Source organism: Oceanipulchritudo coccoides, from assembly GCF_010500615.1.
Taxonomy (GTDB): Bacteria; Verrucomicrobiota; Verrucomicrobiia; order Opitutales; family Oceanipulchritudinaceae; genus Oceanipulchritudo; species Oceanipulchritudo coccoides.
This window is the reverse complement of sequence record NZ_JAAGNX010000002.1, coordinates 462,223-481,947: the sequence shown is the minus strand read 5'-3', so window position 1 is coordinate 481,947 and position 19,725 is coordinate 462,223. Positions and strand designations below refer to the sequence as shown.

The 19,725-nt window shown below is 52.6% G+C and carries 19 protein-coding genes; all 19 read right to left on the bottom strand.

Translation table 11 applies throughout. The features are described 5' to 3' along the window. Position 1 precedes the first annotated feature (1 nt). Complete coding sequence (locus G0Q06_RS14785) at positions 2–541, bottom strand: acyltransferase (RefSeq protein ID WP_163964093.1); 540 nt, start codon at positions 539–541, stop codon at positions 2–4. Next, the gene (locus G0Q06_RS07635; RefSeq protein WP_163964092.1) at positions 538–1,740 is read right to left on the bottom strand and encodes a glycosyltransferase; all 1,203 of its coding nucleotides are present in this window, start codon (positions 1,738–1,740) and stop codon (positions 538–540) included. The genes G0Q06_RS14785 and G0Q06_RS07635 overlap by 4 nt, the downstream gene beginning before the upstream one ends. Further along, on the bottom strand, positions 1,737–2,720 hold the full coding sequence (locus tag G0Q06_RS07630; protein ID WP_163964090.1) for an acyltransferase family protein: 984 nt from the start codon (positions 2,718–2,720) through the stop codon (positions 1,737–1,739). The genes G0Q06_RS07635 and G0Q06_RS07630 overlap by 4 nt, the downstream gene beginning before the upstream one ends. A 35-nt stretch (positions 2,721–2,755) precedes the next feature. Next, positions 2,756–3,814, bottom strand: coding sequence for an NAD-dependent epimerase/dehydratase family protein (locus tag G0Q06_RS07625; RefSeq protein WP_163964089.1), 1,059 nt, complete (start codon positions 3,812–3,814; stop codon positions 2,756–2,758). Positions 3,815–4,082: 268 nt separating this feature from the next. Beyond that, entirely contained in the window at positions 4,083–5,195 is a 1,113-nt protein-coding gene (locus G0Q06_RS07620; RefSeq protein WP_163964087.1) for a glycosyltransferase, read from the bottom strand. After that, the gene (locus tag G0Q06_RS07615) at positions 5,182–6,183 is read right to left on the bottom strand and encodes a glycosyltransferase (protein ID WP_163964085.1); all 1,002 of its coding nucleotides are present in this window, start codon (positions 6,181–6,183) and stop codon (positions 5,182–5,184) included. The genes G0Q06_RS07620 and G0Q06_RS07615 overlap by 14 nt, the downstream gene beginning before the upstream one ends. 73 nt (positions 6,184–6,256) lie before the next feature. Beyond that, the gene (locus G0Q06_RS07610; protein ID WP_163964083.1) at positions 6,257–7,507 is read right to left on the bottom strand and encodes a glycosyltransferase family 4 protein; all 1,251 of its coding nucleotides are present in this window, start codon (positions 7,505–7,507) and stop codon (positions 6,257–6,259) included. Further along, positions 7,504–8,097, bottom strand: coding sequence for an LbetaH domain-containing protein (locus G0Q06_RS07605; RefSeq protein WP_163964081.1), 594 nt, complete (start codon positions 8,095–8,097; stop codon positions 7,504–7,506). Before G0Q06_RS07605 ends, G0Q06_RS07610 begins: the two co-directional genes overlap by 4 nt. A gap of 34 nt (positions 8,098–8,131) precedes the next feature. Continuing rightward, positions 8,132–9,565 (bottom strand): oligosaccharide repeat unit polymerase, encoded by a 1,434-nt coding sequence (locus G0Q06_RS07600; RefSeq protein ID WP_163964080.1) that lies wholly within the window; start codon positions 9,563–9,565, stop codon positions 8,132–8,134. A gap of 7 nt (positions 9,566–9,572) precedes the next feature. Beyond that, complete coding sequence (locus tag G0Q06_RS07595) at positions 9,573–10,700, bottom strand: glycosyltransferase family 4 protein (RefSeq protein ID WP_163964078.1); 1,128 nt, start codon at positions 10,698–10,700, stop codon at positions 9,573–9,575. Between the two features lie 470 nt (positions 10,701–11,170). Continuing rightward, positions 11,171–12,070, bottom strand: a complete 900-nt coding sequence (gene murB, locus G0Q06_RS07590; protein WP_163964076.1) for a UDP-N-acetylmuramate dehydrogenase — start codon at positions 12,068–12,070, stop codon at positions 11,171–11,173. Positions 12,071–12,075: 5 nt separating this feature from the next. Continuing rightward, positions 12,076–13,017, bottom strand: a complete 942-nt coding sequence (locus G0Q06_RS07585) for a UDP-glucuronic acid decarboxylase family protein (protein ID WP_163964074.1) — start codon at positions 13,015–13,017, stop codon at positions 12,076–12,078. A gap of 17 nt (positions 13,018–13,034) precedes the next feature. Beyond that, positions 13,035–13,688, bottom strand: a complete 654-nt coding sequence (locus tag G0Q06_RS07580) for a DUF1573 domain-containing protein (RefSeq protein WP_163964072.1) — start codon at positions 13,686–13,688, stop codon at positions 13,035–13,037. A 42-nt stretch (positions 13,689–13,730) separates the two neighbouring features. Next, positions 13,731–14,717: an NAD-dependent epimerase/dehydratase family protein gene (locus tag G0Q06_RS07575; RefSeq protein ID WP_163964071.1), complete on the bottom strand. Its 987-nt coding sequence runs from the start codon at positions 14,715–14,717 to the stop codon at positions 13,731–13,733. A gap of 18 nt (positions 14,718–14,735) precedes the next feature. Then, positions 14,736–15,683, bottom strand: a complete 948-nt coding sequence (locus G0Q06_RS07570) for a GDP-L-fucose synthase family protein (RefSeq protein ID WP_238710412.1) — start codon at positions 15,681–15,683, stop codon at positions 14,736–14,738. 29 nt (positions 15,684–15,712) lie between these two features. Next, entirely contained in the window at positions 15,713–16,783 is a 1,071-nt protein-coding gene (gene gmd, locus G0Q06_RS07565) for a GDP-mannose 4,6-dehydratase (protein WP_163964069.1), read from the bottom strand. A 15-nt stretch (positions 16,784–16,798) separates the two neighbouring features. After that, the gene (gene cysN, locus G0Q06_RS07560) at positions 16,799–18,079 is read right to left on the bottom strand and encodes a sulfate adenylyltransferase subunit CysN (protein WP_238710411.1); all 1,281 of its coding nucleotides are present in this window, start codon (positions 18,077–18,079) and stop codon (positions 16,799–16,801) included. A gap of 21 nt (positions 18,080–18,100) precedes the next feature. Next, positions 18,101–19,009 (bottom strand): sulfate adenylyltransferase subunit CysD, encoded by a 909-nt coding sequence (gene cysD, locus G0Q06_RS07555; RefSeq protein ID WP_163964066.1) that lies wholly within the window; start codon positions 19,007–19,009, stop codon positions 18,101–18,103. Positions 19,010–19,051: 42 nt separating this feature from the next. Beyond that, positions 19,052–19,657, bottom strand: coding sequence for an adenylyl-sulfate kinase (gene cysC, locus G0Q06_RS07550; protein ID WP_163964064.1), 606 nt, complete (start codon positions 19,655–19,657; stop codon positions 19,052–19,054). Positions 19,658–19,725 lie beyond the last annotated feature (68 nt).

Below are 19,725 nucleotides of genomic sequence, written 5' to 3'. Positions count from 1 at the left end.
ATCAGGTTAACCATGGGGCAAATGAGAGCCTGTAATCAAGTTCGCGTTCACGGGTCCCAATCACCTTTGCCGGTGTTCCCGCAACAATAGTGTAAGGATCCACGTCGCGACTCACGACAGATCCTGCAGCGACAACCGCTCCATCCCCGATGGAAACCCCGGGAAGAATGAGCGCCCGGTAACCAATCCATACATGATCTCCGATAATCACGGAGCCCCCCTTATCGGCAAAGGACTTTGATTGGGGGTCATGGCCAAGGGTAAGAATACTGGCTTCCGGACCAATACTGACGTCCGATCCTGTCCGGATCTCGAACTTTCTTCCGTCAAAGAGGCAACCGAAGTTGATGACATTCCGCTCACCCAGGAGGACCTTGCGGCCATTCAGAAATCGACACCGCATCTGGACACTGCTCCCTCGGCCCATCTTTCCCAGCCACTGACGAAGATAGAATCCCCGCAACTTTCTCGAGGGAACGGAATTAATCCATTCATTGTGGATGTAAGCGCAAAGCGCTCCTGCCAGTACACGGCTCTTCATGATACGGTTGCCTCCTGCATCAATTGATGAAACCGCTCCGTGGAGTGGTACTTGATCAACTCTTCAGCGTGTGTTTCTGCCTCCACTTTCAGGGAATTGAATTCTGATACAGCCTGTCGGATTGCTTCAGCGAGGGCCTTGCCGCTTTCGGCTCGAATCGGTACACCCGCTTTTGAAATTTCAGCCACTTCCGCGGCCCATGTACCCGACATGTAAACCAAGGGTTTTCCTCGTCCTGCTCCTTCAATTGCAACGCGTGACACGCGGTTATGGTACGACTCCCGCCGGTAGGGAAGCAATATAATATCACTTTCCTGAAGCAGAGATTCATATTCTTCCAAATTGAGGTTTTCGTTTTTAAACTCGACCTGTGGATGCTTGGTCAAGACCTCCCTCGGTTGCATGAGACTGCCGTCCGGCATTTCAAATGGATTGGGCCATTGCAGAATAAAGCGAACATGGTTCAACTTGTCGTCGCTTAGAAGTTCGAGGATGGCGTCCTGCAACAGGTCCGTTCCTTTCTCGTGCCTCGCAAACCCGGGACAGGTCAGCGTAATCTGTTTCTTTTCCACTACAGCTTTATCAGACAATACTGGGGGAGGGACCGGATGTGGAAATAAAGCTACTGGGAGACCCGTAAAGCGTTCCAACTCATCCTGCATGCCTTTTGTCTCAGCAGCCAGTACGATCCTTCCCGAGCGTACTGCCTTGGACATCAGGCGAAAACATAATCGGGCCAGGAGAGTGGACCTGTTGCGCGGAAAAACACTTTTTCCGATCGTCGCATCATAGCGACCGAAGCCCTGCACAAAAAGCAGAAGGAAGTGTGTTTCCCGGGGAATATCCCGTGCACGACTCATTAGGGCAAAGGCGAGCAAATGCTGCAACCTCATGGTCAGGGCACAAACAAGGTCGTAGCGTTCGCTTCTTGAGCAAATCCATGACTTGAGTTCCCTGCGAAAGATAAAATTGTGTCGCAACCCGCCAAGCCCCCCTTGGCTTGCCGGATCCAACCAGCAATTCCGACTGAATACCGGCGTGCCATCGAGCGCAGCATAGAGATCCGGAACACAGTTTTTGTGAACCAAAATGTCTACACTATTTCCAGCTGAGCGCAGGCCGGATGCGATGCCTCCGATGTAGCCCGGCCAATGGCCAGTTCCCGTTTGAAGGGCTTCCTCAGCAATTAAGACTTTCATCCTGTGGCAATTAGAGGTTGGAATGTCCGGCTAAGAAGCTGTCGGACCCCATCGTGGACAGGAACTATGAGCACGGACAGGAACAAGGTCCATCCTGTTATATTGATCCCGTTGTTGGCGATTCCCCATCCATCAACAAGCAAGCTGATAAAAAGGGGATGCACGAAGTAAATGACCATTGATAGATCGGAAAGTCTCTTCGAGGAGTGGGTCCATGGCAATGTGGTAATCGCAAGAAACAAGGCGGGGGCAGCCAGCCCAAGAGCCAGGAGACAATCGAAGGAATGTCTTGTTTCCTTGAGAAAAGCATAATTCATCCCTGCTTCAAGAAAGACAAGAGTGAGCCCGATACCCAAAAGTGACCAAACAAGCCCCGGGGAAAGCCTTTTCTGGATGGAATGGCGGCGTATCAGGATCCCGGTAACCATGAAAGGGTATGCCATAAACAGAAAGTTTCGGCTTATCCACTCCACATCAAGCAGGTTGTTAATCGCCGACTGAGGAAAGGAAATGTAGGCGCGCACATATTGAAGAAACACCCCAACACTGAATAGAATTCCAGCGGAAATGACCAGGAAGCGGGATGATCGGTTCCTGAGTAAGTAGATAACAATTCCCGACAGGATGAAGGCAGAAAGATACCAGATATGATGATAGCCCAGAGCCAATGTCTTCAGAAAACGTGCAAAGGATGATACTGTGAGACTGCCGGGAATATAGAATGGGAGAAATACCACCATCCAAGCCATGTAGAGAAAGAAAACTTTCTTAAACCATGGCATAAGGGATTCACCAGCAAGTACGCGCGAAAAGAAATATCCATTTATGATAAAGAACACCGGTACCGCTACGCGAAAAAGCCCATTCCCCAGAAGATCGCCCCAGAGGGTGCCTGACCCGTTTAGGAAATAGGAGTGAATTCCCACCACGAAGACGGCCAGAAGAACCTTTAAGGAGTCAAGGGCGAGGTCTCTTTTCATCCAGGATGAATTAGCTCAAGTGCGGCAGGATAATCCTATCCGGAGTTGCGGGACTGCCAGCTTTCCACGATTTGCCGAATGGTCTCCTCCAAACTGATCGAAATATCCCACTTTGGGTAATGCTCCCGCATTTTCCTCAAGTCAGAGTAGTAGCAAATGTGATCCCCTATCCGGTTGGTCTCCACATAGGAGGAAATCATTGCCTTACCGGAATACTTTTCAACCAGCTTGAATGCTTCAAGAATTGAGCAGGTGTTATCCTTCCCTCCCCCGATATTGTAGACCTCTCCACAACGTGGTGCTTCAATGAAAGCATGGATGAAGCGGGCGACATCATGACTGTGAATGTTATCCCGGACCTGCTTGCCCTTGTATCCGAAAATCTTGAATTCCCGTTCCTCCAGATTGCACTTGGCAAGGAAACTCAGGAATCCGTGCAGCTCGACACCCGAGTGGTTGGGGCCCGTAAGGCATCCTCCGCGAAGGGCGCAAGTCGGGAGATTGAAGTAGCGTCCATATTCCTGGACCATTACATCTGCCGCCACTTTAGAGGCCCCGAACAGTGAGTGCTTTGACTGGTCGATGGGGAACTCCTCCGAAATTCCGTGGGCAAAGTGATCATCATCGTAATCCCAGCGTGTCTCCAGTTCCTTCAAGGCAATTGTGTTGGGTCGGTCACCATATACCTTGTTGGTCGACATGTGTGCGAACGGTGCTTCCGGACAGGCCCGACGGGTAGCTTCGAGAAGATTGACCGTTCCCACCGCGTTTGTATCGAAATCCGAGAAGGGAATGGCCGCCGCCCGATCATGGCTGGGTTGTGCCGCCGTATGCACAACAGCATCCGGCTTCACTTCCTCCAGAAGGTCCAGGATACTCAGCCGGTCACGAATATCGACCTCATGATGGACAAACTGTTTTTTAAGGGATTCCGTCAATCTCTGCTGGTTCCAGCGTGTATCCCCCTGCGGCCCGAAAAAGACCGCGCGTTGGTTATTGTCCACGCCATGTATTTCCCACCCGCGCTCCGCAAAGTAAATGCAGACTTCGGAACCAATTAATCCTGATGATCCAGTTACCAATATTCGCTTCATGATGTTATATTGTTATAATAGTACTAAGGGCTTCCTGTTTGAATTGATGCTGGGGACACGCTGCCGCCCTTGGTCGAATTCGCGCATTTGCGAAAAACCAATCGCTCTGGATGTCCTCAAGGGAGTTTGACTTCATTATTCTTTCAGCCGCGAATAAACCGCGAACTGGCTGCTGCCTGCAAAGGCTCTTATAGACCACTCAAATCGGTTCATCGGGTCAAGGGACATGGCTTTTTGATCACTGACATGGAAAATATAAACATGGATTTTACAGCTGATGCCGCTTTAGAAGACGCTTGTAAAAATCAAACTGCTTGGTGGCGAGAATATCATAGGTGTAATTCTCTTCAATGTAGTCACGGGATTTGGCAGAAAGCTCTGTGTACGCGGCCAAATCCATCGAAAGGACCTGGTCCATGGCTTCCCTCACACTTTCCATGCTGGGCTCAATCCTAATGCCGAGTGCTTTTTCAAATACATCGGGGAAATTACAACCACTGGTAATAACCGGAACGAGCCCGTTGAGCATGGCTTCCAGGACACTTGTGGGGAAGCCTTCGCTGTAGGAAGGTAACAGGTAGAAATGACTTTCACGGAGAAGGGCCTCCTTTTTGTCTCCATAAACCGGTCCAAGGTACTCCACATTACTCACGCTGTCATTCACCTTGAGGAATTGCTCAAGCTTCTGAAGCTCACCATCATCCGGGCCCGCGATTTTCAGGCTGTAACCCTCACGATTGCAGAGTTGGCTGGCTTTCCAGCCCTCCAGCATGGGAAGAACACCCTTCTTGTGGTGCAAGCGGGCCATAAACAGTACTGTCCGGTGAAGAGGTTTATCAGCCGTATCAGCATTCTCATCACTTGGTGGGACGCCGTTCGGCAGCCAGACAAGATTACTTTTGAAAACTGTCTTCAGGCTGTCCAACTCAGGGCGCCCAACTGCACGGATTTTGTCAGCTTGCTTCAAGGAAGGTTTCTCAATGCTATGAAAGTAAATCCACTTCCGGAGACGCTTTTGGGACACGCTCCATTGCTCAAGCATTCCATGGGGCACTGCCAGCCAGGCAAATCCCTTTTGTTTTAACAGCCTCCCCCACCGGGTCGGATATTGCCAGCACCCATGACTCACGATGATATCGGTTGCGGGATCCAGTCCGGCCAGACTTGCGGTGCTTTCCATTTGAGCCTTGTCCAGACGGGCCAATCCGCGAGGAAGAGCGCCATTTAGTTCGGAGTCTTCCGCTTCCCGGGTTGCCTCTGGAAACCAGATTTCAGAGGAAACATTAAATTTCTCCTTCAAAACTCCCGCGGTAGCGATGGAAGCATTCCAAATTCCGAAATTAACTCGGTCGAGCCGGTCAACGAGGTTAATTATCCGCATCTTTCAAGAATCCCTTTCTTAACTGTTCCGCCCAATCCTCACAACGATAGCCGGAGATAATATTCGTGGAGGCTGTGCTTAATTTCTCCCAGTCACTCTCCTTGAGTTCTGCAATCTGGTCCAGCAATCTGGTCAGCTCCTCTTTGTCGTCTGCTGGAAAGACAAAACCATTCGACCTTGTCACAAGGTCGGGGACACAACCACAGGCGTCGCTGGCGATAATCGGCAACCCTCCAGCCATCGCTTCGTTTATGACGAGACCCCATGGTTCAAAAATGCTGGGCAGGATGAAGAAGCGGGCCTGCCCGTACTGGTCTGGAAGGTCCGCGTATTCGACCCAGTCCAGCAGCTCTACCCGCCTCCGCTCGTCCACGATTGCTTCCAGTAGTTTTCTGTCTGGGCCGCCGCCAATGATCCTGAGCTTGTACCCTTCTGCCAAACGAGACTTCTGAAACGCTTCTATGAGGCAGGAAAGATTCTTCTCAGGGCTGAAACGGGCAACGCAGAGGATGACAGGTTCCCGGGAGTGAGATCCCTTTCGGGAAAAATGCTGGTTGTCCACTACACTGTATTTGCAGAGGATCCTTCTGGCCGGGATGCCCAGTTGTTTTATGAAATGCTGACGAGACCGCTCCCCTGAGACAAAAAACACGTCGGCAAGTATCTTGAGGAACAAACCCTTGAAAAAATTCTTGAGCGCCTGACTCCCATACCATGACTCGGCAAACATGACGATCCGGCACCCTGCCATCCTGGCAAGAATCAGAAAGATGAAGTATTCAGGGTGCGCATAGCCAGCAACTGCTATCTGCGTGATACTTTTGTCTTTGATGATGCTCCTGAATGCCCTTGCCCGTCCCCTGATATCACGCTCATCAACAGGCTTTTCAGATAGGACGAAATGCCTCTCGCTCTCACTGGAGGCTTTCCACCCATATAGCTTGTCCGTACTTCCTAGATCGGCCGTGAAAACAGTCTCCTTTCCCACAAGTTCCTCAAATGCTCGAACGCGGGCACGGTGATAATCGCCGATTCGATCCCAGATAATTAACGTGCGCGCTTCAGTCATTCTTACCCCCCCTACCCGGCGTCCCAAGCCGGACAAGCACTTGTTTCCATTTCTCTATCTCGAGGGATTTCTGGTATTTCTCTTCCCAGAGGACTCGAGCCAGCTTACCTGCTTTGGCGGATTTCTCCTGATCTGCTTTCGCTGACCGGATGACTTCGGCTAAGGCGGTGCCTTGGCCTTCGGATAATGCGTGACCAATTTTGTTTGAGCGGATCAAGCCGGCAATTTCCCCTGCAGTGGATCCAATAAAAATCAGGGGTCGACCTGCCTGCAATATCCCAAAGAACTTACTCGGAAAGATAAAAGGCGTGAGACTTTCCTTCAAGGTAAGCCAATGTATGTCCGGCACCCGGAGCGTTGCGCCCAACAGCTCAAGTGGTTGGTAGGGAAGAAAACCAAATAGCTCCTGTAGTTGTTCCTCCTCCACGGCGATTTTCAGCTGTTCATAACCGTGCCCACCGCCACAACAAAGAAAGAGCAGGTCTTTTTCCTGTTTAAGCAACCTTGCCGCTTCAAGCAAAGTCTCCCAGTCGTGGGCCCGTCCGAGGTTGCCCGAGTATCCAACGACAAAAGTTCCCGTTGGAATGCCCCACTTTTCCCGCAAGGCTGCTTCATTGATCGACGGTTCCTCATCCTGAACCGACCAATTGGAAATTTCCTGCAGTTTCTCTTTTGGAATGCCTCGCATGGAAAGAAAATCCGTCATGTCCTTCCCAAGGACAACAACAGCATCGGCAACCTGCAGGCTCCAGTCCCTGATCCGGGCCAGGACATTAAAGATCAATCCGGCCCCCTTCGGTAATTGTATTCCAGAAGTCGCTACTTCCGGAAAGACATCCTGACACCACGCAACCATCCTGAATCCCTTGACGGTTTTCCCCACCGCACCCGGGATGCTTAACAGGGGCGGGTCTGTCTTGAATACCGCTATATCCTCCGCACCGAGCCTGCTGATTGTGAAAACAAAGAAGGAAAGGTAAATCGTGGCATAATCCAATAGTCGGCCCAGTAGTGTGGATCTTCCAAAGCGCGTTGACCAGAGCCGTGAAATCTCAATCCCCTGGAACTCCTCTTGGCCCGGATACGCGACTGCCGGATCGCCGTAATTCAACCGGCTCGTGACAACCGTGACCGCGTATTCGCGTTTGTCCAATCCCCGGCAAAGATCCGTCAGTATCTGGGCCGTGGCACTGTTGTCCGGCCAGAAAAACCTGTTGAAAAAATAGACCCGTTGGCGACTCATGTTTGTTCGGGGCACGAACCCTTTTCAGGAAGCGGGCGGTCCTTCACCTTGCGAGCAGGATTTCCCCCGATTATTGAAAATTCCGGAAAGGACTTCAGGACGACGGAACGCGCACCCACAATACTGTAGTCACCGATCGCTACACCCGGCCCGATGAATGCATCCGCACAAACCCAGATTCCGGTCCCCAGGCGAATCTCCGGTTTCAGCAGGGGCAGGTTGATTTTTGAGTAATCATGCGTGCCGGCGCAAAAATGCGCCCCGTAGGAGATCATGGTTCCGTCACCGATAATAATTTTCCCAAGCGAGTAGAGTTGAACATGGGTTGCAATGGTTACTTCATCCCCAATTTCAAGATTCCATGGATAAAAGATATCCACCGAAGGATATATACGGACCGACTTGCCAATCTTCGCTCCAAACAGGCGGAGAATCCGGTTGCGGAATTCATAAAAAAAACGCGGAACAAAACGCAGGAGAGGACGGGCCGCCATCCAAAGGACACGTTTCCTGAATTCCTCCGGCCGGTAATTGTCGTTGGCACGGTGCAACCGCACATTGAAAACTTCGTCTCGTGGATGTTCTTTCATGCCTGCCTTCTCCTTGAACCAACGGATTGGCGGTTCAATTGTGTTCCCGCCTCCTGTGCTTGTAGATAAATGCGCCCATTATGATCAGGGCAATTGAGGGCAACAATGCCGTTGTGAAAAACAGCAGGCTTCTCATCAAAAGGAGAATAGAATAAAAGCCACTGGCAAAAACCACCAAAGGAAAAGGACTGTGTATGAAGTTGGCCAACTGGTTCCAGAAACAACAGAATATGCCAATCAGGATACCCGTGGCAACAATCCAAATAACGCCGCCGGCGACATAGGCCTCCCCCACCCAGGTACAGGCAATGGTGTAGCCTTTCGCCCCGATCACTTCCTCGAGCCCGACTTTGAGATCAGTTGGTTTGCCGGGCCAGAGGGCCCTCGGGATGGGTTTTGTAATGGCAACAAAAGGCAAATTCCAGCCGATGTAGTCGTACAATTCCGGGAAAGCGGCCACCATCTGCGCAATGCGCCATAGATTGTAGTCCACGAAGTATCCGGAATCCGTGGTCGCGGCATCTTCCCCGTAATATTCATCCTGAAAGGCGTAGTAACTTGCATATTCCCGGCCTTCGGCGAGATATCGCTTCAATCCCACCTGCCGGAATTCCAGCATCATCTCCGCAAGAAACACAAAGGTCACGGCTATGACCAATCCCAGAATGGCCACCGGCATGATTTTTAAACGCTTCTGGATAATCAGAAAACCGCCAAGAAAACCTGCCATCTGGATCGCGAGAATGTTCCGGGTACCGCTGGAAAAAGCAACAAACCAAAGTGTCAGCAATGTAATCAGGACAAAAAAGAGGGCAAATTTGCTGTAGTCCTTCCGGTTGGCGAAAATCACTCCGGCAATCGGCGGCATGATGTATCCAAGCAATTTGAGCTCGTGCAGGAGCGCCGATACATCACCGAATTTTCCGCGCCCCCAGGCCCTGCCAAAACGCGGACTCATCAGTTCGTCAAACCACCTGACGGGATTGAATTCGACAGACAGCCACATGGGAAGACTGCTCAGGATGAAGGCCCCAAAATAAATTGCCAGAAGATCGCCCCGCCGCATTTCAATCTCCCCGATAAACCCCAGCCAGCGCTTTGGCAGCACGTCTATATGCCGGGCGATGGCAAATGTCGCCAATCCCACCAGAGTCAAATGAACCGCCTTCACGACATCGCTCCCAACGACAAGATAGTCAAATCGCGACTGGGGAAACAAAAACTCAAAGTAGGTCAGGAAATAGAAGGCAAGAAGCGCGAAAACATCCACCCGGATGAGATTTCTTAAGCCGTGTCGCCAATCCAGAAGGAAGCTGACAATTAATCCGATCAGGAGGGAATAACTCACTCCTCGGGCCATAAGCGAGGGCTCAACTGGCTGAAAGCTCAGGAAAACGGAAATCAAGCACGAGCCAATAATGGCGATGGTACCCGCTACGGTGGGATGAACCTTATCTGATGCTTCCATTGTTGAATCAGCTTGGTAAAGATTGGCTGGCCTGCAAAAGCAAATTATCGGCACAGGCCGACCAAGGAAAATGATCTTCCACCGTTAAGCGTTTCTCCTGCCAATCAAGGAGTGAATTTGCGATGGCTTCGTGGTCTGCGAAAGGAACGATACTACCAGATTCACCATCCCGGATTAAATCCTTTGCCCCAACACGGTCACTGACGATGCAAGGCACGCCAATCTCGAGGGCCTGCACAACCACCAATCCGAATGCTTCCTCCGCTGAAGGGAGGACCAGCACATCCATTTCACGGAGGGATTCTGCCAGCTCTTTCTGGGGAACCGACCCCCGCTGCAAAACCTTTGCTCCCCCGCTGAATTCCGAGAAATCCCGGGCAGTCTCCTTGAACTCCATACCGAAGCAATGCAGCTCCCAACCTTGGGAATCCACACTTTCAAGAGCTTTCAGCAAGTAATGGATGCCTTTCCGGAGGGATTGGCGTCCCGCAAAACAGATCCGGAACGGGCCGCTCGGCACAGTTCTCCGCTTGGCAAAAAGGGCGGCATCCGCCCCGTATGGGACCACCCAGATTTGCTCCGCGGGAATACCGTCAGAAATCAACTGATCCCGCACAACTGTGGAAGCCACACAATGGACGTCCGCCAGTTGCCGCTCACCGTGCAGCCGCTCTTCATATCCTTTCGGAAACGGAACCAAGGCTTCCAGATCCAATCCAACCCGCTCGTACTCCGGGGCGATCATCGCCCGCTGCTGCTCCACTGGGCCGGAGGCATGATTCAGGATGGTCCGCATCCCTATCGTCCGGGCCCGCTTGAATATCTCCAGGCACTGGCCAGGAATGCCATGAATAAAACCCTCCCCGGCGAGGCTCCTTGACACGGCTCGATCAAAGCCGGCGTCCTGCCAGCGGAACATGGAGTCGTCATTGATCCTCAGTGCTTCGGGAAGACGCTGCATGCCGTATGTGACAAGCGTTCGGAAGGCCTTGGTCTTTATCGGGAACGCCGGGGGCGGTTTGAGTCGCCACCGGGGATATCCGCTGAAATAGGCCCCAAGGGCCTTTTTCTCCCAAAGCGCCAAGGCCATGTCATAGACGTGGCACGGGTTTGTCGCTGCAAAGGAATGCTTCATCCGTGCTTCGCTAATTCCACCCCTCGACTCGAAATACAGCCACTCATGAAGCTATTTAATACGCAGGCCAGAGGCCTTTCTGCAAGCCGGTAAAATTATATTGACCCCGCGCTGTTTCGGGGCCGATAATAGGGACCTCTCACCTCGATAAAGTTACTACCCCAAGTGATCGTACTCTCCAAAAAACTATTTTGCCTGATCTTGATCGGACTGGCCAGCCTGGCCGCCGCAAGCCTGTGCTCCGTTTTGCGATTGCCCATGTCCCAAGCCGTCTTGGTGTTTCTGGGAACCTGGGTTGTACTGATTACCCTTTTTGAGGTGGGAACCACTTTTCAGGGCCCATCCGATCACTTTCAGGAGACTCCAAAGCATAAGTAGATTGAGTTTGCGACGATTCAGCTCTTTTCCGGAGTTTTCCAAATCTGTAAAGAAGGCCAGCAATGGCCTTCTTTTTTGTGCTCTCGTCAGGGTCAACCAAGGAAGCAGACTTCAGTTTTCAATTGAACCCCCTCCTTGTTGAAAACCACTGCCTGAATGTGTGAAATCAATCGCCGTACGTCGCTCGCAGTGGCCCCGCCAAGGTTCTCGATCCAATTGGCATGCTTGAAGGAAACAACGGCCCCACCGACCTTGAGGCCTTTCAATCCGCAACGGTCGATAAATACAGCTGCCGGGACACCCTCATCCGTTCCCTTGAAGACCGAGCCACAGGTCGGGCGGGTCAGGGGTTGCCGTGAACGCCGCATGGCCAGATGCCCGGCTGTCACGGCGCGGATTTTTTCTTTTGTTGATCGCTCGGTAAGGGCAAATTTTGCCCCCGTTGCGATGACATTTCCGTCCACAAGGCGGGTATGGCGATAGACCGGTTGAACCTCCGAGTAAGCTTGCCAGCTTGACTGGCCATCCAGTGAAACCGTTCTGATCTCCCGGCAGCGATTGGCCGTCTGGCGTTCATCCCCGGGCCCAAAGCCTGCATTCATGACCACCGCGCCACCGACCGTACCAGGAATGCCAATATAGAATTCGTAGCCTCCAAACCCGAGCTGTGCAGCCACCTTGGCCAAGCGTGGCAGCGACATCCCTGCTGAAACGGTGAGCAGTCCCCTGCCCTCACCGTCATCTTTAAATTCAAACCAATCTTTCTCCAGTTTGCGCAGGCAGATTACAAGGCCGCGGATTCCTTCATCGGGTACAAGGACATTGGAGCCTCTTCCGAGGACTTGAACAGGATGGCAATTCTCCCTCGCCCAATCCAGGGCACACAACAATACGGCTTCTGTCTCGGGCGCACAATACCACTCAGCGGGACCACCAATTTTCCAGGTAGTCAGCGGCGCAAGGCTTACTTCCCGCTGGAGGAACGACTCCATCCTGATCAGGACTCTTTCAGGAGCTTGTCAAAGTAGTGGATACTCTTTTTGAGGCCTTCCTCAAGAGGGACCTTGGGCTCCCAAGAGAGTTTTTCCCGGGCAAGGCTGATGTCCGGCTTGCGCTGCAGCGGATCATCCTGCGGAAGGGGCTCATTGATAATCTTCGACTTCGATCCAGTGAGGCGGATAACGGCCTCGGCCAGCTGGAGAATGGTGAACTCACCCGGATTACCCAGATTAACCGGACCGACGAAATCCTCGCAGTTCATCATCCGGAGAAATCCCTCCACGAGGTCATCGACATAACAGAATGAGCGGGTCTGCGAGCCATCCCCATAAACCGTAATGTTATCCCCTCGCAACGCTTGAACAATGAAGTTGGAAACGACACGCCCGTCACCCGGATGCATCCGCGGTCCATATGTGTTAAAGATCCGGACTACGCGGATATCCACCCCGTTTTGCCGGTGGTAATCAAAGAAAAGTGTCTCGGAGACACGCTTACCCTCGTCATAGCAAGCGCGGATTCCAATCGGGTTGACCGAACCGCGATAGGATTCCACCTGCGGATGTACTTCCGGATCACCATAGACTTCAGAGGTGCTCGCCTGAAAGACGCGTGCCTGCACCCGCTTGGCCAGGCCAAGGCAATTGATCGCCCCCATAACGGAAGTCTTCACCGTCTTGATGGCATTGAACTGGTAATGGACCGGCGATGCTGGACAGGCCAGATTGTAGATTTGGTCGACCTCCACCTTGAACGGGTCCGTCACATCCCAGCGCATTAGCTCGAAATTCGGATTTCCCAGCAAATGGCGGATATTTTCCTTCGCGCCCGTGAAGAAGTTATCCAGACAGATAACATCGTGACCTTGCTCAATCAAGCGGTCGATTAAATGCGAGCCAAGGAAACCAGCTCCACCCGTAACGAGAATGCGTTTGTTCATAACTTAAAAATAAGGGTTTATCGGATAAGACAATGGAAGGCCATTTCACGGGTTGTTTCATCACTGCCATTGGTAGCCCGTAATTGAAATGTAACGCGTTCGGTTGCACGCTTGTCCGTGTTTTTGGGGGCAATACTGTACACCCATTCATTGTCAGCCGTCTTCACATCCATCACGGTGAAATGTTGCATGTTGAATTGCGGCTCCACCAGTTCGATGTTTTCCGGGGATTCTATACGCAGGCGGATTTCCTTTGGCGAGGGAGCGTTTCCAATGGTCCAGCGAACAATCTGGGGAGTGATAGTGGCCCAGTTGGGAATCGTGGTCGTGAGGAGCAGGCTGTAGTTCTCTTCGCTCGTGGAGACCGTGATGCGCTTTCGCTGAACGCCGTGGCGGCTCCCGAACTTGAAGACAGCCTTGATCTCACCGCTTTCGCCCGGCGCATATTCACGCTTGGCCAACTCGGGGACCGTACACCCGCAGGATGACTTTAGGTTAGTAATAACAACTGGCTCGTCACCCGCATTGGTAAAACGGTAAAGCCCTGTGGATTGATCGTCCATGAGGCCTGCTTTAATCTCAACCTCGGTGGTCTCGAATACGAGCGAGCTCGCAGGAAGGCTACCCATGGAAAGGAGTAAAAAACAAAGAGCTGAGTTAATATGCTTCATGATCAAAATGGAAACTTCGTCACAATACCAGATTCCAATATATTAGCCATTATAAACCGACAGTTCAGGAGCAAGCCAAGCCTGTTCCTTCAAGTACCAGTCCGCCAGTTCCTTGAAACCCACCTCCGGTTTTACCTGCGGAATCCAGTTGAGCAATCTGCTGGCCTTCGTGATATCGGCAGCTGTGTGGCGCATATCCGCAGGATTCCAGGCCTGTTTTTCGATGATCGCCTTTTTACCGACAAATCCCTCCATCAATTCAATCATCTGGTTGATGGTGATCGGTTCATTCCCTCCACCAAGATTGATGATTTCAAATCCAGCAGGCTTCAGGGACGCCACAACACCCCGGGCAATATCGTCGACAAACGTAAAGTCCCTTTGTTGCTCACCGTTCCCGTACAAGACAATGGTTTCACCCTGCACAATCCGGTGGATAAACTTGAGCGGCGACATATCCGGGCGACCGCCGGGCCCGTAAACCGTGAAAAACCTCAACACGGAAACATCGAGCTGATAAAGGTCGTGCCAGGCATGGGCTAAAATTTCAGAGGCCTTTTTGGAAGCTGCGTAGGGAGACTGGGGCCGGTCCACCGGTTGATCCTCGTTAAAAGGCGGTTGCTGGCCGGCGTAGACAGAGGAGCTCGATGCATGTACCAGTTTCTTGACCCCCGCCCGGCACATTTCCTCCATCAATCCGACTGCTCCGCTCAGATTGGTTTCAACATACGACAAAGGATCTGCGATGGAGGCACGAACCCCGGCGCGGGCCGCTAAATTGATCACCGCATCAGGTTTTGTATCCTGCAGCAATCGAGCGAGGAGTTTCCTGTCGAGCAAGTCTCCTTCAACAAATTGGAAATGCCCCTGACTCCCTTTTTCCAACTCGCCGAGTCGCCATTTTTTCAGCGCAACCGGGTAGGAGTCATTCAAATTATCGAGGCCGGTTATGGTGTGGCCCGCATCGAGCAATTGTTCGCATGTCTTCCAGCCAATAAACCCCGCACAGCCTGTTAACAAAATCCTCATAGAGAGTCAGTCTGCCACTCAGGAACGAAGGAGTCCAGATTCCAGGGAAGATAAAAAGTCCTTATAAGCGGAAGCGATCCCCTCTTTCAGTCCGATCCGGGGTTTCCAGCCGAGATTGTTGATCAGGGAATTGTCCATCAACTTCCGGGGAGTGCCATCGGGCTTGCTGGTATCAAGGCGGATCTCGCCTGAAAAACCAACCACCTCGGCAACGACCCCGGCAAGATCACGAATGGCAATATCTTCACCACTCCCCACATTCACCCAGTCGGGCGGATTTTCAAGTTCAAGCAGGTAAAGCAATCCCTCGGCAAGGTCGTCGACATGGAGGAATTCACGCCGGGGCGTGCCCGTTCCCCAGATAGTGACCGCTTCGGCACCCGCCTCCCTTGCTTCATGGAAGCGACGGATGAGCGCGGGAAGGACGTGTGAATCCTGTGGATGGTAATTGTCTCCGGGTCCGTAGAGGTTGGTTGGCATCGCCGAATGGAAAAGCACATTGTATTGACGGCGTAAATACGCGCAGTACTTCAATCCGGAAATCTTGGCCAGTGCGTATGCCTCGTTTGTCTGCTCGAGCTGGGAAGTCAGGAGGCAATCCTCGGGCATCGGTTGGGGTGCCTCACGCGGATAAATGCAGGAGGATCCAAGAAACAGGAAACGACCGGTTTTGTTCTTATGGGCGGAGTGGATCGCATTCATCTCCATCATCATGTTCTCATACATGAATTCCGATGGATATGTGTTGTTTGCGTGGATACCTCCAACCCGGGCGGCCGCAAAAATGACTGCGTCCGGTTGCTCCTCCTGAAAAAAGGTTTCCACTTGCGACTGGGAGACGAGGTTCAACTCACTTGATGTCCGCGTGACCAGGTTATTGAACCCTTTTGACTTCAGGCACCGGCATACCGCCGATCCGACCATCCCGCGGTGTCCTGCAACGTAAATCTTAGCTGTCTTTTCCATGATCGCCCGGCTATAAAAATTTGTGAAGCCTACCAGCCGAACTTTTCGACTTCCGCAAGGTCAGCATCCGTCATGAGGCGGACAAGGTCGACAAACTTGGTCTTGGGTTCCCATCCAAGCTCATTCTTTGCCTTGGTTGCATCACCGATCAACAACTCCACCTCGGCCGGGCGATAGAATTCCGGATCAACAGCGACCCGGACAACGCCGTTGGCATCGATCCCCTTTTCCTGTTCCTCCTTGCCTGTCCACTCAAGCGGGATGCCTACCTGCTTGAATGCCAGATCGGCAAACTCCCGGACTGTGTGGGTCTCATTTGTCGCGAGGACAAAATCATCCGGTTGGTCATTCTGGAGAATCCGCCACATGCCTTCCGTGTATTCCGGGGCAAATCCCCAGTCGCGCTTTGCATCAAGGTTGCCCAGGCGAAGGGTCTCCTGCTTGCCCAGTTTGATCCGCGCAACACTGCGCGTGATCTTGCGGGTCACGAAATTCTCACCGCGGCGCGGTGACTCGTGATTGAAGAGGATGCCATTGGAGGCATGGATGCCATAGGATTCACGATAGTTTACGATGATCCAGTAGGCGTAAAGTTTGGCCACCCCGTAAGGAGAGCGTGGATAGAACGGGGTTGTTTCGCTCTGGGGAACAGCCTGCACTTTCCCATACAATTCAGAAGTCGAGGCTTGATAAAAGCGGACCTTGTCTTTCAACCCGACTTCCTTGATCGCATCCAGAAAGCGGAGGGTCCCGATGGCATCCACCTCAGCGGTGTACTCCGGCACCTCGAAAGAAACTTTCACGTGCGACTGGGCACCAAGATTGTAGATCTCTTCCGGCTGGATTTTTTCCAGGAGGCGATTGAGGTTGGAGGAATCGGTCAAGTCGCCGTAATGCAAGAAGAGGCGCTTCCCCCCGATTTCGGGATCAAGGTTAAGGTGCTCAATCCGGCCCCAGTTGAAGGAACTGCTCCGGCGAACCATGCCATGTACGATGTACCCTTTTTCGAGAAGTTGTTCAGTCAGATAGGAACCGTCCTGGCCGGTGATCCCGGTGATCAGGGCGACACGGCCCTCGTATGGATTTTTTTGAGAAGACATTGTAGTGATTAATGGTTACGTGTTTCGAATCATCCCTCCAGCGAGGGTTTCATTGGTAAAAGGATCGATGAGGACAAGCGATCCTGTGATGCGGTTGCGCGTATATTCGTCAAAAAACAGCGGACTGGCAACGCGGATATGAACACGGGCAATCTCGTTCAGGCCGACCTCATGGTCTTCTTCAACCTTGTGCAGGGTGTTCACATTCACCTTGTACTGGACATGCTTGACGATCGCTTTCACCTCGCGGGTTGTGTGGCGCATCATCAGTTTGTCGCCCGCCTTCAGTTTGCGGGTCGGGGAAAACCAGCAGATCATGGCGTCGATTTCCTGTTCCACCTGGGGTTTATTGTTGGGCTTCACCAGCATGTCACCGCGTGAGATATCAATTTCGTCCTCAAGGGTGATTGTGCAACTATGCGGGTTGAAGGCCTCCTCCAACTCGCCCTCAAAGGTGTGGATTTTCTTGATCCGGGAAGTGAACCCCGACGGGAGAACCATTACCTCATCCCCGGGCTTGAAAACTCCCCCGGCAACCCGTCCGGCATACCCGCGGAAATCATGCCATTTGTCGGAATGAGGACGAATCACCCACTGCACCGGGAAACGGGCATCGACGTGGTTGGCATCCGGCCCGATGTAGACCGTCTCCAAGTGATAGAGCAGACTTGAGCCTTGGTACCACGGCATGTTCTCCGACTTCGAAACAACATTGTCGCCATGGAGGGCGGAAATCGGAATGAAGGTGATTTGCGGGATGTCCAGGCGCGATGCAAAGTCCTTGTAATCCGACACCAACTCGTTGAAGCGCTCCTCTGACCAGTCAACAAGGTCCATCTTGTTGATCGCCACGACCACGTGTTCAATCTGGAGCAAGGAGGCAATGAAGGAGTGGCGGCAGGTCTGTTCAATCACCCCGTTTCGCGCGTCCACGAGAATGATGGCCAGATTGGCTGTGGAGGCCCCGGTCACCATGTTGCGCGTGTACTGGATGTGACCTGGCGTGTCCGCAATGATGAATTTTCGCTTGGGCGTTGCAAAATACCGGTACGCCACGTCAATCGTGATTCCCTGCTCCCGTTCCGCCTTCAGGCCGTCCGTTAAAAGCGCCAAGTTGACGTTTTCGTCACCGCGTTGTTTGGACGTGCGTTCAACTGCTTCCAGCTGGTCTTCGAAAATGGTTTTCGTGTCGTACATCAAACGGCCAATCAGCGTTGATTTGCCGTCATCCACGGAACCAGCCGTCGTGAAACGAAGGAGCTCCATGTCCATGTAATTGTCTTTTACGTCTGTCATGATGGTAAATTCCTTTTCGGCTTAGAAATAGCCCTGTTTTTTGCGGTCTTCCATGGCCGTTTCGGAGCGCCGGTCATCGGCACGGGTCCCGCGCTCGGTTTGCCGTGCCGCCGCCACTTCGGCAATGATATCATCAACAGAGCTGGCCTTGGAACGGGTACAGCCGGTGCAGGTGGCGTCCCCAACTGTGCGGAACCGGACTACTTCTTCGAAGACTTCCTCGCCGTCCTGGACGGTAATGAAATCGGTCAGGGCCATGAGTGTCCCGCCGCGCTCAATTACTTTGCGTTTGTGGGAAAAGTAAATGCTCGGGAGATCGATGCTTTCCCGCTTGATGTATTGCCAGACGTCCATTTCCGTCCAATTGGACAGCGGGAAGACCCGGAAATGTTCACCGGGATTCATCTTTCCATTGAACAGGTTCCAGAGCTCCGGACGCTGGTTTTTCGGATCCCATTGGCCGAAATCGTCACGATGCGAGAAGAACCGCTCTTTCGCCCGCGCCTTTTCCTCGTCCCGGCGGGCGCCTCCAATCGCAGCATCAAAGCCATTCCCTTCAATCGCGTCCAGAAGAGTCACGGTCTGCAGTCCGTTGCGGGAGGCATTCGGGCCCTTTTCCTCGACCACCCGGCCCTTGTCGATCGAGTCCTGCACGGAGGCCACCTCAAGGCGCGCCCCCATTTCCGCCACAAACCGGTCCCGGAATTCGATCGTTTCCTCAAAATTGTGCCCTGTGTCCACGTGCATCAGCGGAAAAGGGACCCGCGAGGGCCAAAATGCCTTCCGCGCCAGGTGCGCTACGCAAATCGAATCCTTCCCGCCGGAAAACAGCAGGACCGGATTCTGGAATTGCGCCGCCACTTCACGGAGGATGAAAATCGCCTCCGATTCAAGGTGCTCCAAATGCGTGATTGTATAGGATCTATGCATGTTCCGTCGAATTTGTGGTTTGTAAGGTTAAATGGTCAACACTTAAGCTGAAGGGATTTGCCGGGCCTTATGGACGGCGAGGAGTGACTGGACACAATCCTCGACGGATTGGTTCTCGGTATCGAGGACAAGGACATCGTCGGCATCTCCAGGCTCCTCGAAGGCGGAATCCTTCCCGGTAAAGTTGGCAATCTTGCCGGCGGAGGCCTTGGCGTAAAGGCCCTTTGGGTCTCGCTCGGCACAGGTTTCGAAACTGGCCTTGACGAAGACTTCAACGAAATCGGCCTCACCGACGTGTGACCGGGCAAGGAGGCGGAGCTCCCTTGTCGGGCAGATAAAGCTGGTGATTGTGATCAGTCCCGAGTGCAGGTAAAGTTTGGCGACCTCGGCGATACGGCGGATATTCTCGGCACGGTCCTCATCGGAGAACCCGAGGTTGGAATTGAGCCCGGAACGGATATTATCCCCGTCAAGGATTTGCGTCAGGTGGCCGGATTTGTGGAGTTCCCTTTCAAAGGCGTTGGCAATCGTCGATTTTCCAGAACCGGAAAGGCCGTAGAGCCAGTACACGGTGGAATGTTGCTTCAGGAGAGCTTCCTTGGCCTCTCGTCCGAGCATTCGATGAAATTCAGTATGAATATTGTCCATGAAGAGTTCGTTCCGGAAAAGAAATAGATCGACGGATAAGAGGGGACGAGGACGGCTAAGTGTCAATT

What these genes read in the sequence shown, in the direction of transcription:
- cysC (WP_163964064.1), bottom strand. Translation starts at nt 19,657, where the DNA reads ATGGACAATATTCATACTGAATTTCATCGAATGCTCGGACGAGAGGCC.
- G0Q06_RS07635 (WP_163964092.1), bottom strand. Translation starts at nt 1,740, where the DNA reads ATGAAAGTCTTAATTGCTGAGGAAGCCCTTCAAACGGGAACTGGCCAT.
- G0Q06_RS07600 (WP_163964080.1), bottom strand. Translation starts at nt 9,565, where the DNA reads ATGGAAGCATCAGATAAGGTTCATCCCACCGTAGCGGGTACCATCGCC.
- G0Q06_RS14785 (WP_163964093.1), bottom strand. Translation starts at nt 541, where the DNA reads ATGAAGAGCCGTGTACTGGCAGGAGCGCTTTGCGCTTACATCCACAAT.
- G0Q06_RS07620 (WP_163964087.1), bottom strand. Translation starts at nt 5,195, where the DNA reads ATGCGGATAATTAACCTCGTTGACCGGCTCGACCGAGTTAATTTCGGA.
- G0Q06_RS07575 (WP_163964071.1), bottom strand. Translation starts at nt 14,717, where the DNA reads ATGAGGATTTTGTTAACAGGCTGTGCGGGGTTTATTGGCTGGAAGACA.
- G0Q06_RS07605 (WP_163964081.1), bottom strand. Translation starts at nt 8,097, where the DNA reads ATGAAAGAACATCCACGAGACGAAGTTTTCAATGTGCGGTTGCACCGT.
- gmd (WP_163964069.1), bottom strand. Translation starts at nt 16,783, where the DNA reads ATGTCTTCTCAAAAAAATCCATACGAGGGCCGTGTCGCCCTGATCACC.
- G0Q06_RS07585 (WP_163964074.1), bottom strand. Translation starts at nt 13,017, where the DNA reads ATGAACAAACGCATTCTCGTTACGGGTGGAGCTGGTTTCCTTGGCTCG.
- cysN (WP_238710411.1), bottom strand. Translation starts at nt 18,079, where the DNA reads ATGACAGACGTAAAAGACAATTACATGGACATGGAGCTCCTTCGTTTC.
- G0Q06_RS07570 (WP_238710412.1), bottom strand. Translation starts at nt 15,683, where the DNA reads ATGGAAAAGACAGCTAAGATTTACGTTGCAGGACACCGCGGGATGGTC.
- G0Q06_RS07630 (WP_163964090.1), bottom strand. Translation starts at nt 2,720, where the DNA reads ATGAAAAGAGACCTCGCCCTTGACTCCTTAAAGGTTCTTCTGGCCGTC.
- G0Q06_RS07625 (WP_163964089.1), bottom strand. Translation starts at nt 3,814, where the DNA reads ATGAAGCGAATATTGGTAACTGGATCATCAGGATTAATTGGTTCCGAA.
- cysD (WP_163964066.1), bottom strand. Translation starts at nt 19,009, where the DNA reads ATGCATAGATCCTATACAATCACGCATTTGGAGCACCTTGAATCGGAG.
- murB (WP_163964076.1), bottom strand. Translation starts at nt 12,070, where the DNA reads ATGGAGTCGTTCCTCCAGCGGGAAGTAAGCCTTGCGCCGCTGACTACC.
- G0Q06_RS07610 (WP_163964083.1), bottom strand. Translation starts at nt 7,507, where the DNA reads ATGAGTCGCCAACGGGTCTATTTTTTCAACAGGTTTTTCTGGCCGGAC.
- G0Q06_RS07580 (WP_163964072.1), bottom strand. Translation starts at nt 13,688, where the DNA reads ATGAAGCATATTAACTCAGCTCTTTGTTTTTTACTCCTTTCCATGGGT.
- G0Q06_RS07595 (WP_163964078.1), bottom strand. Translation starts at nt 10,700, where the DNA reads ATGAAGCATTCCTTTGCAGCGACAAACCCGTGCCACGTCTATGACATG.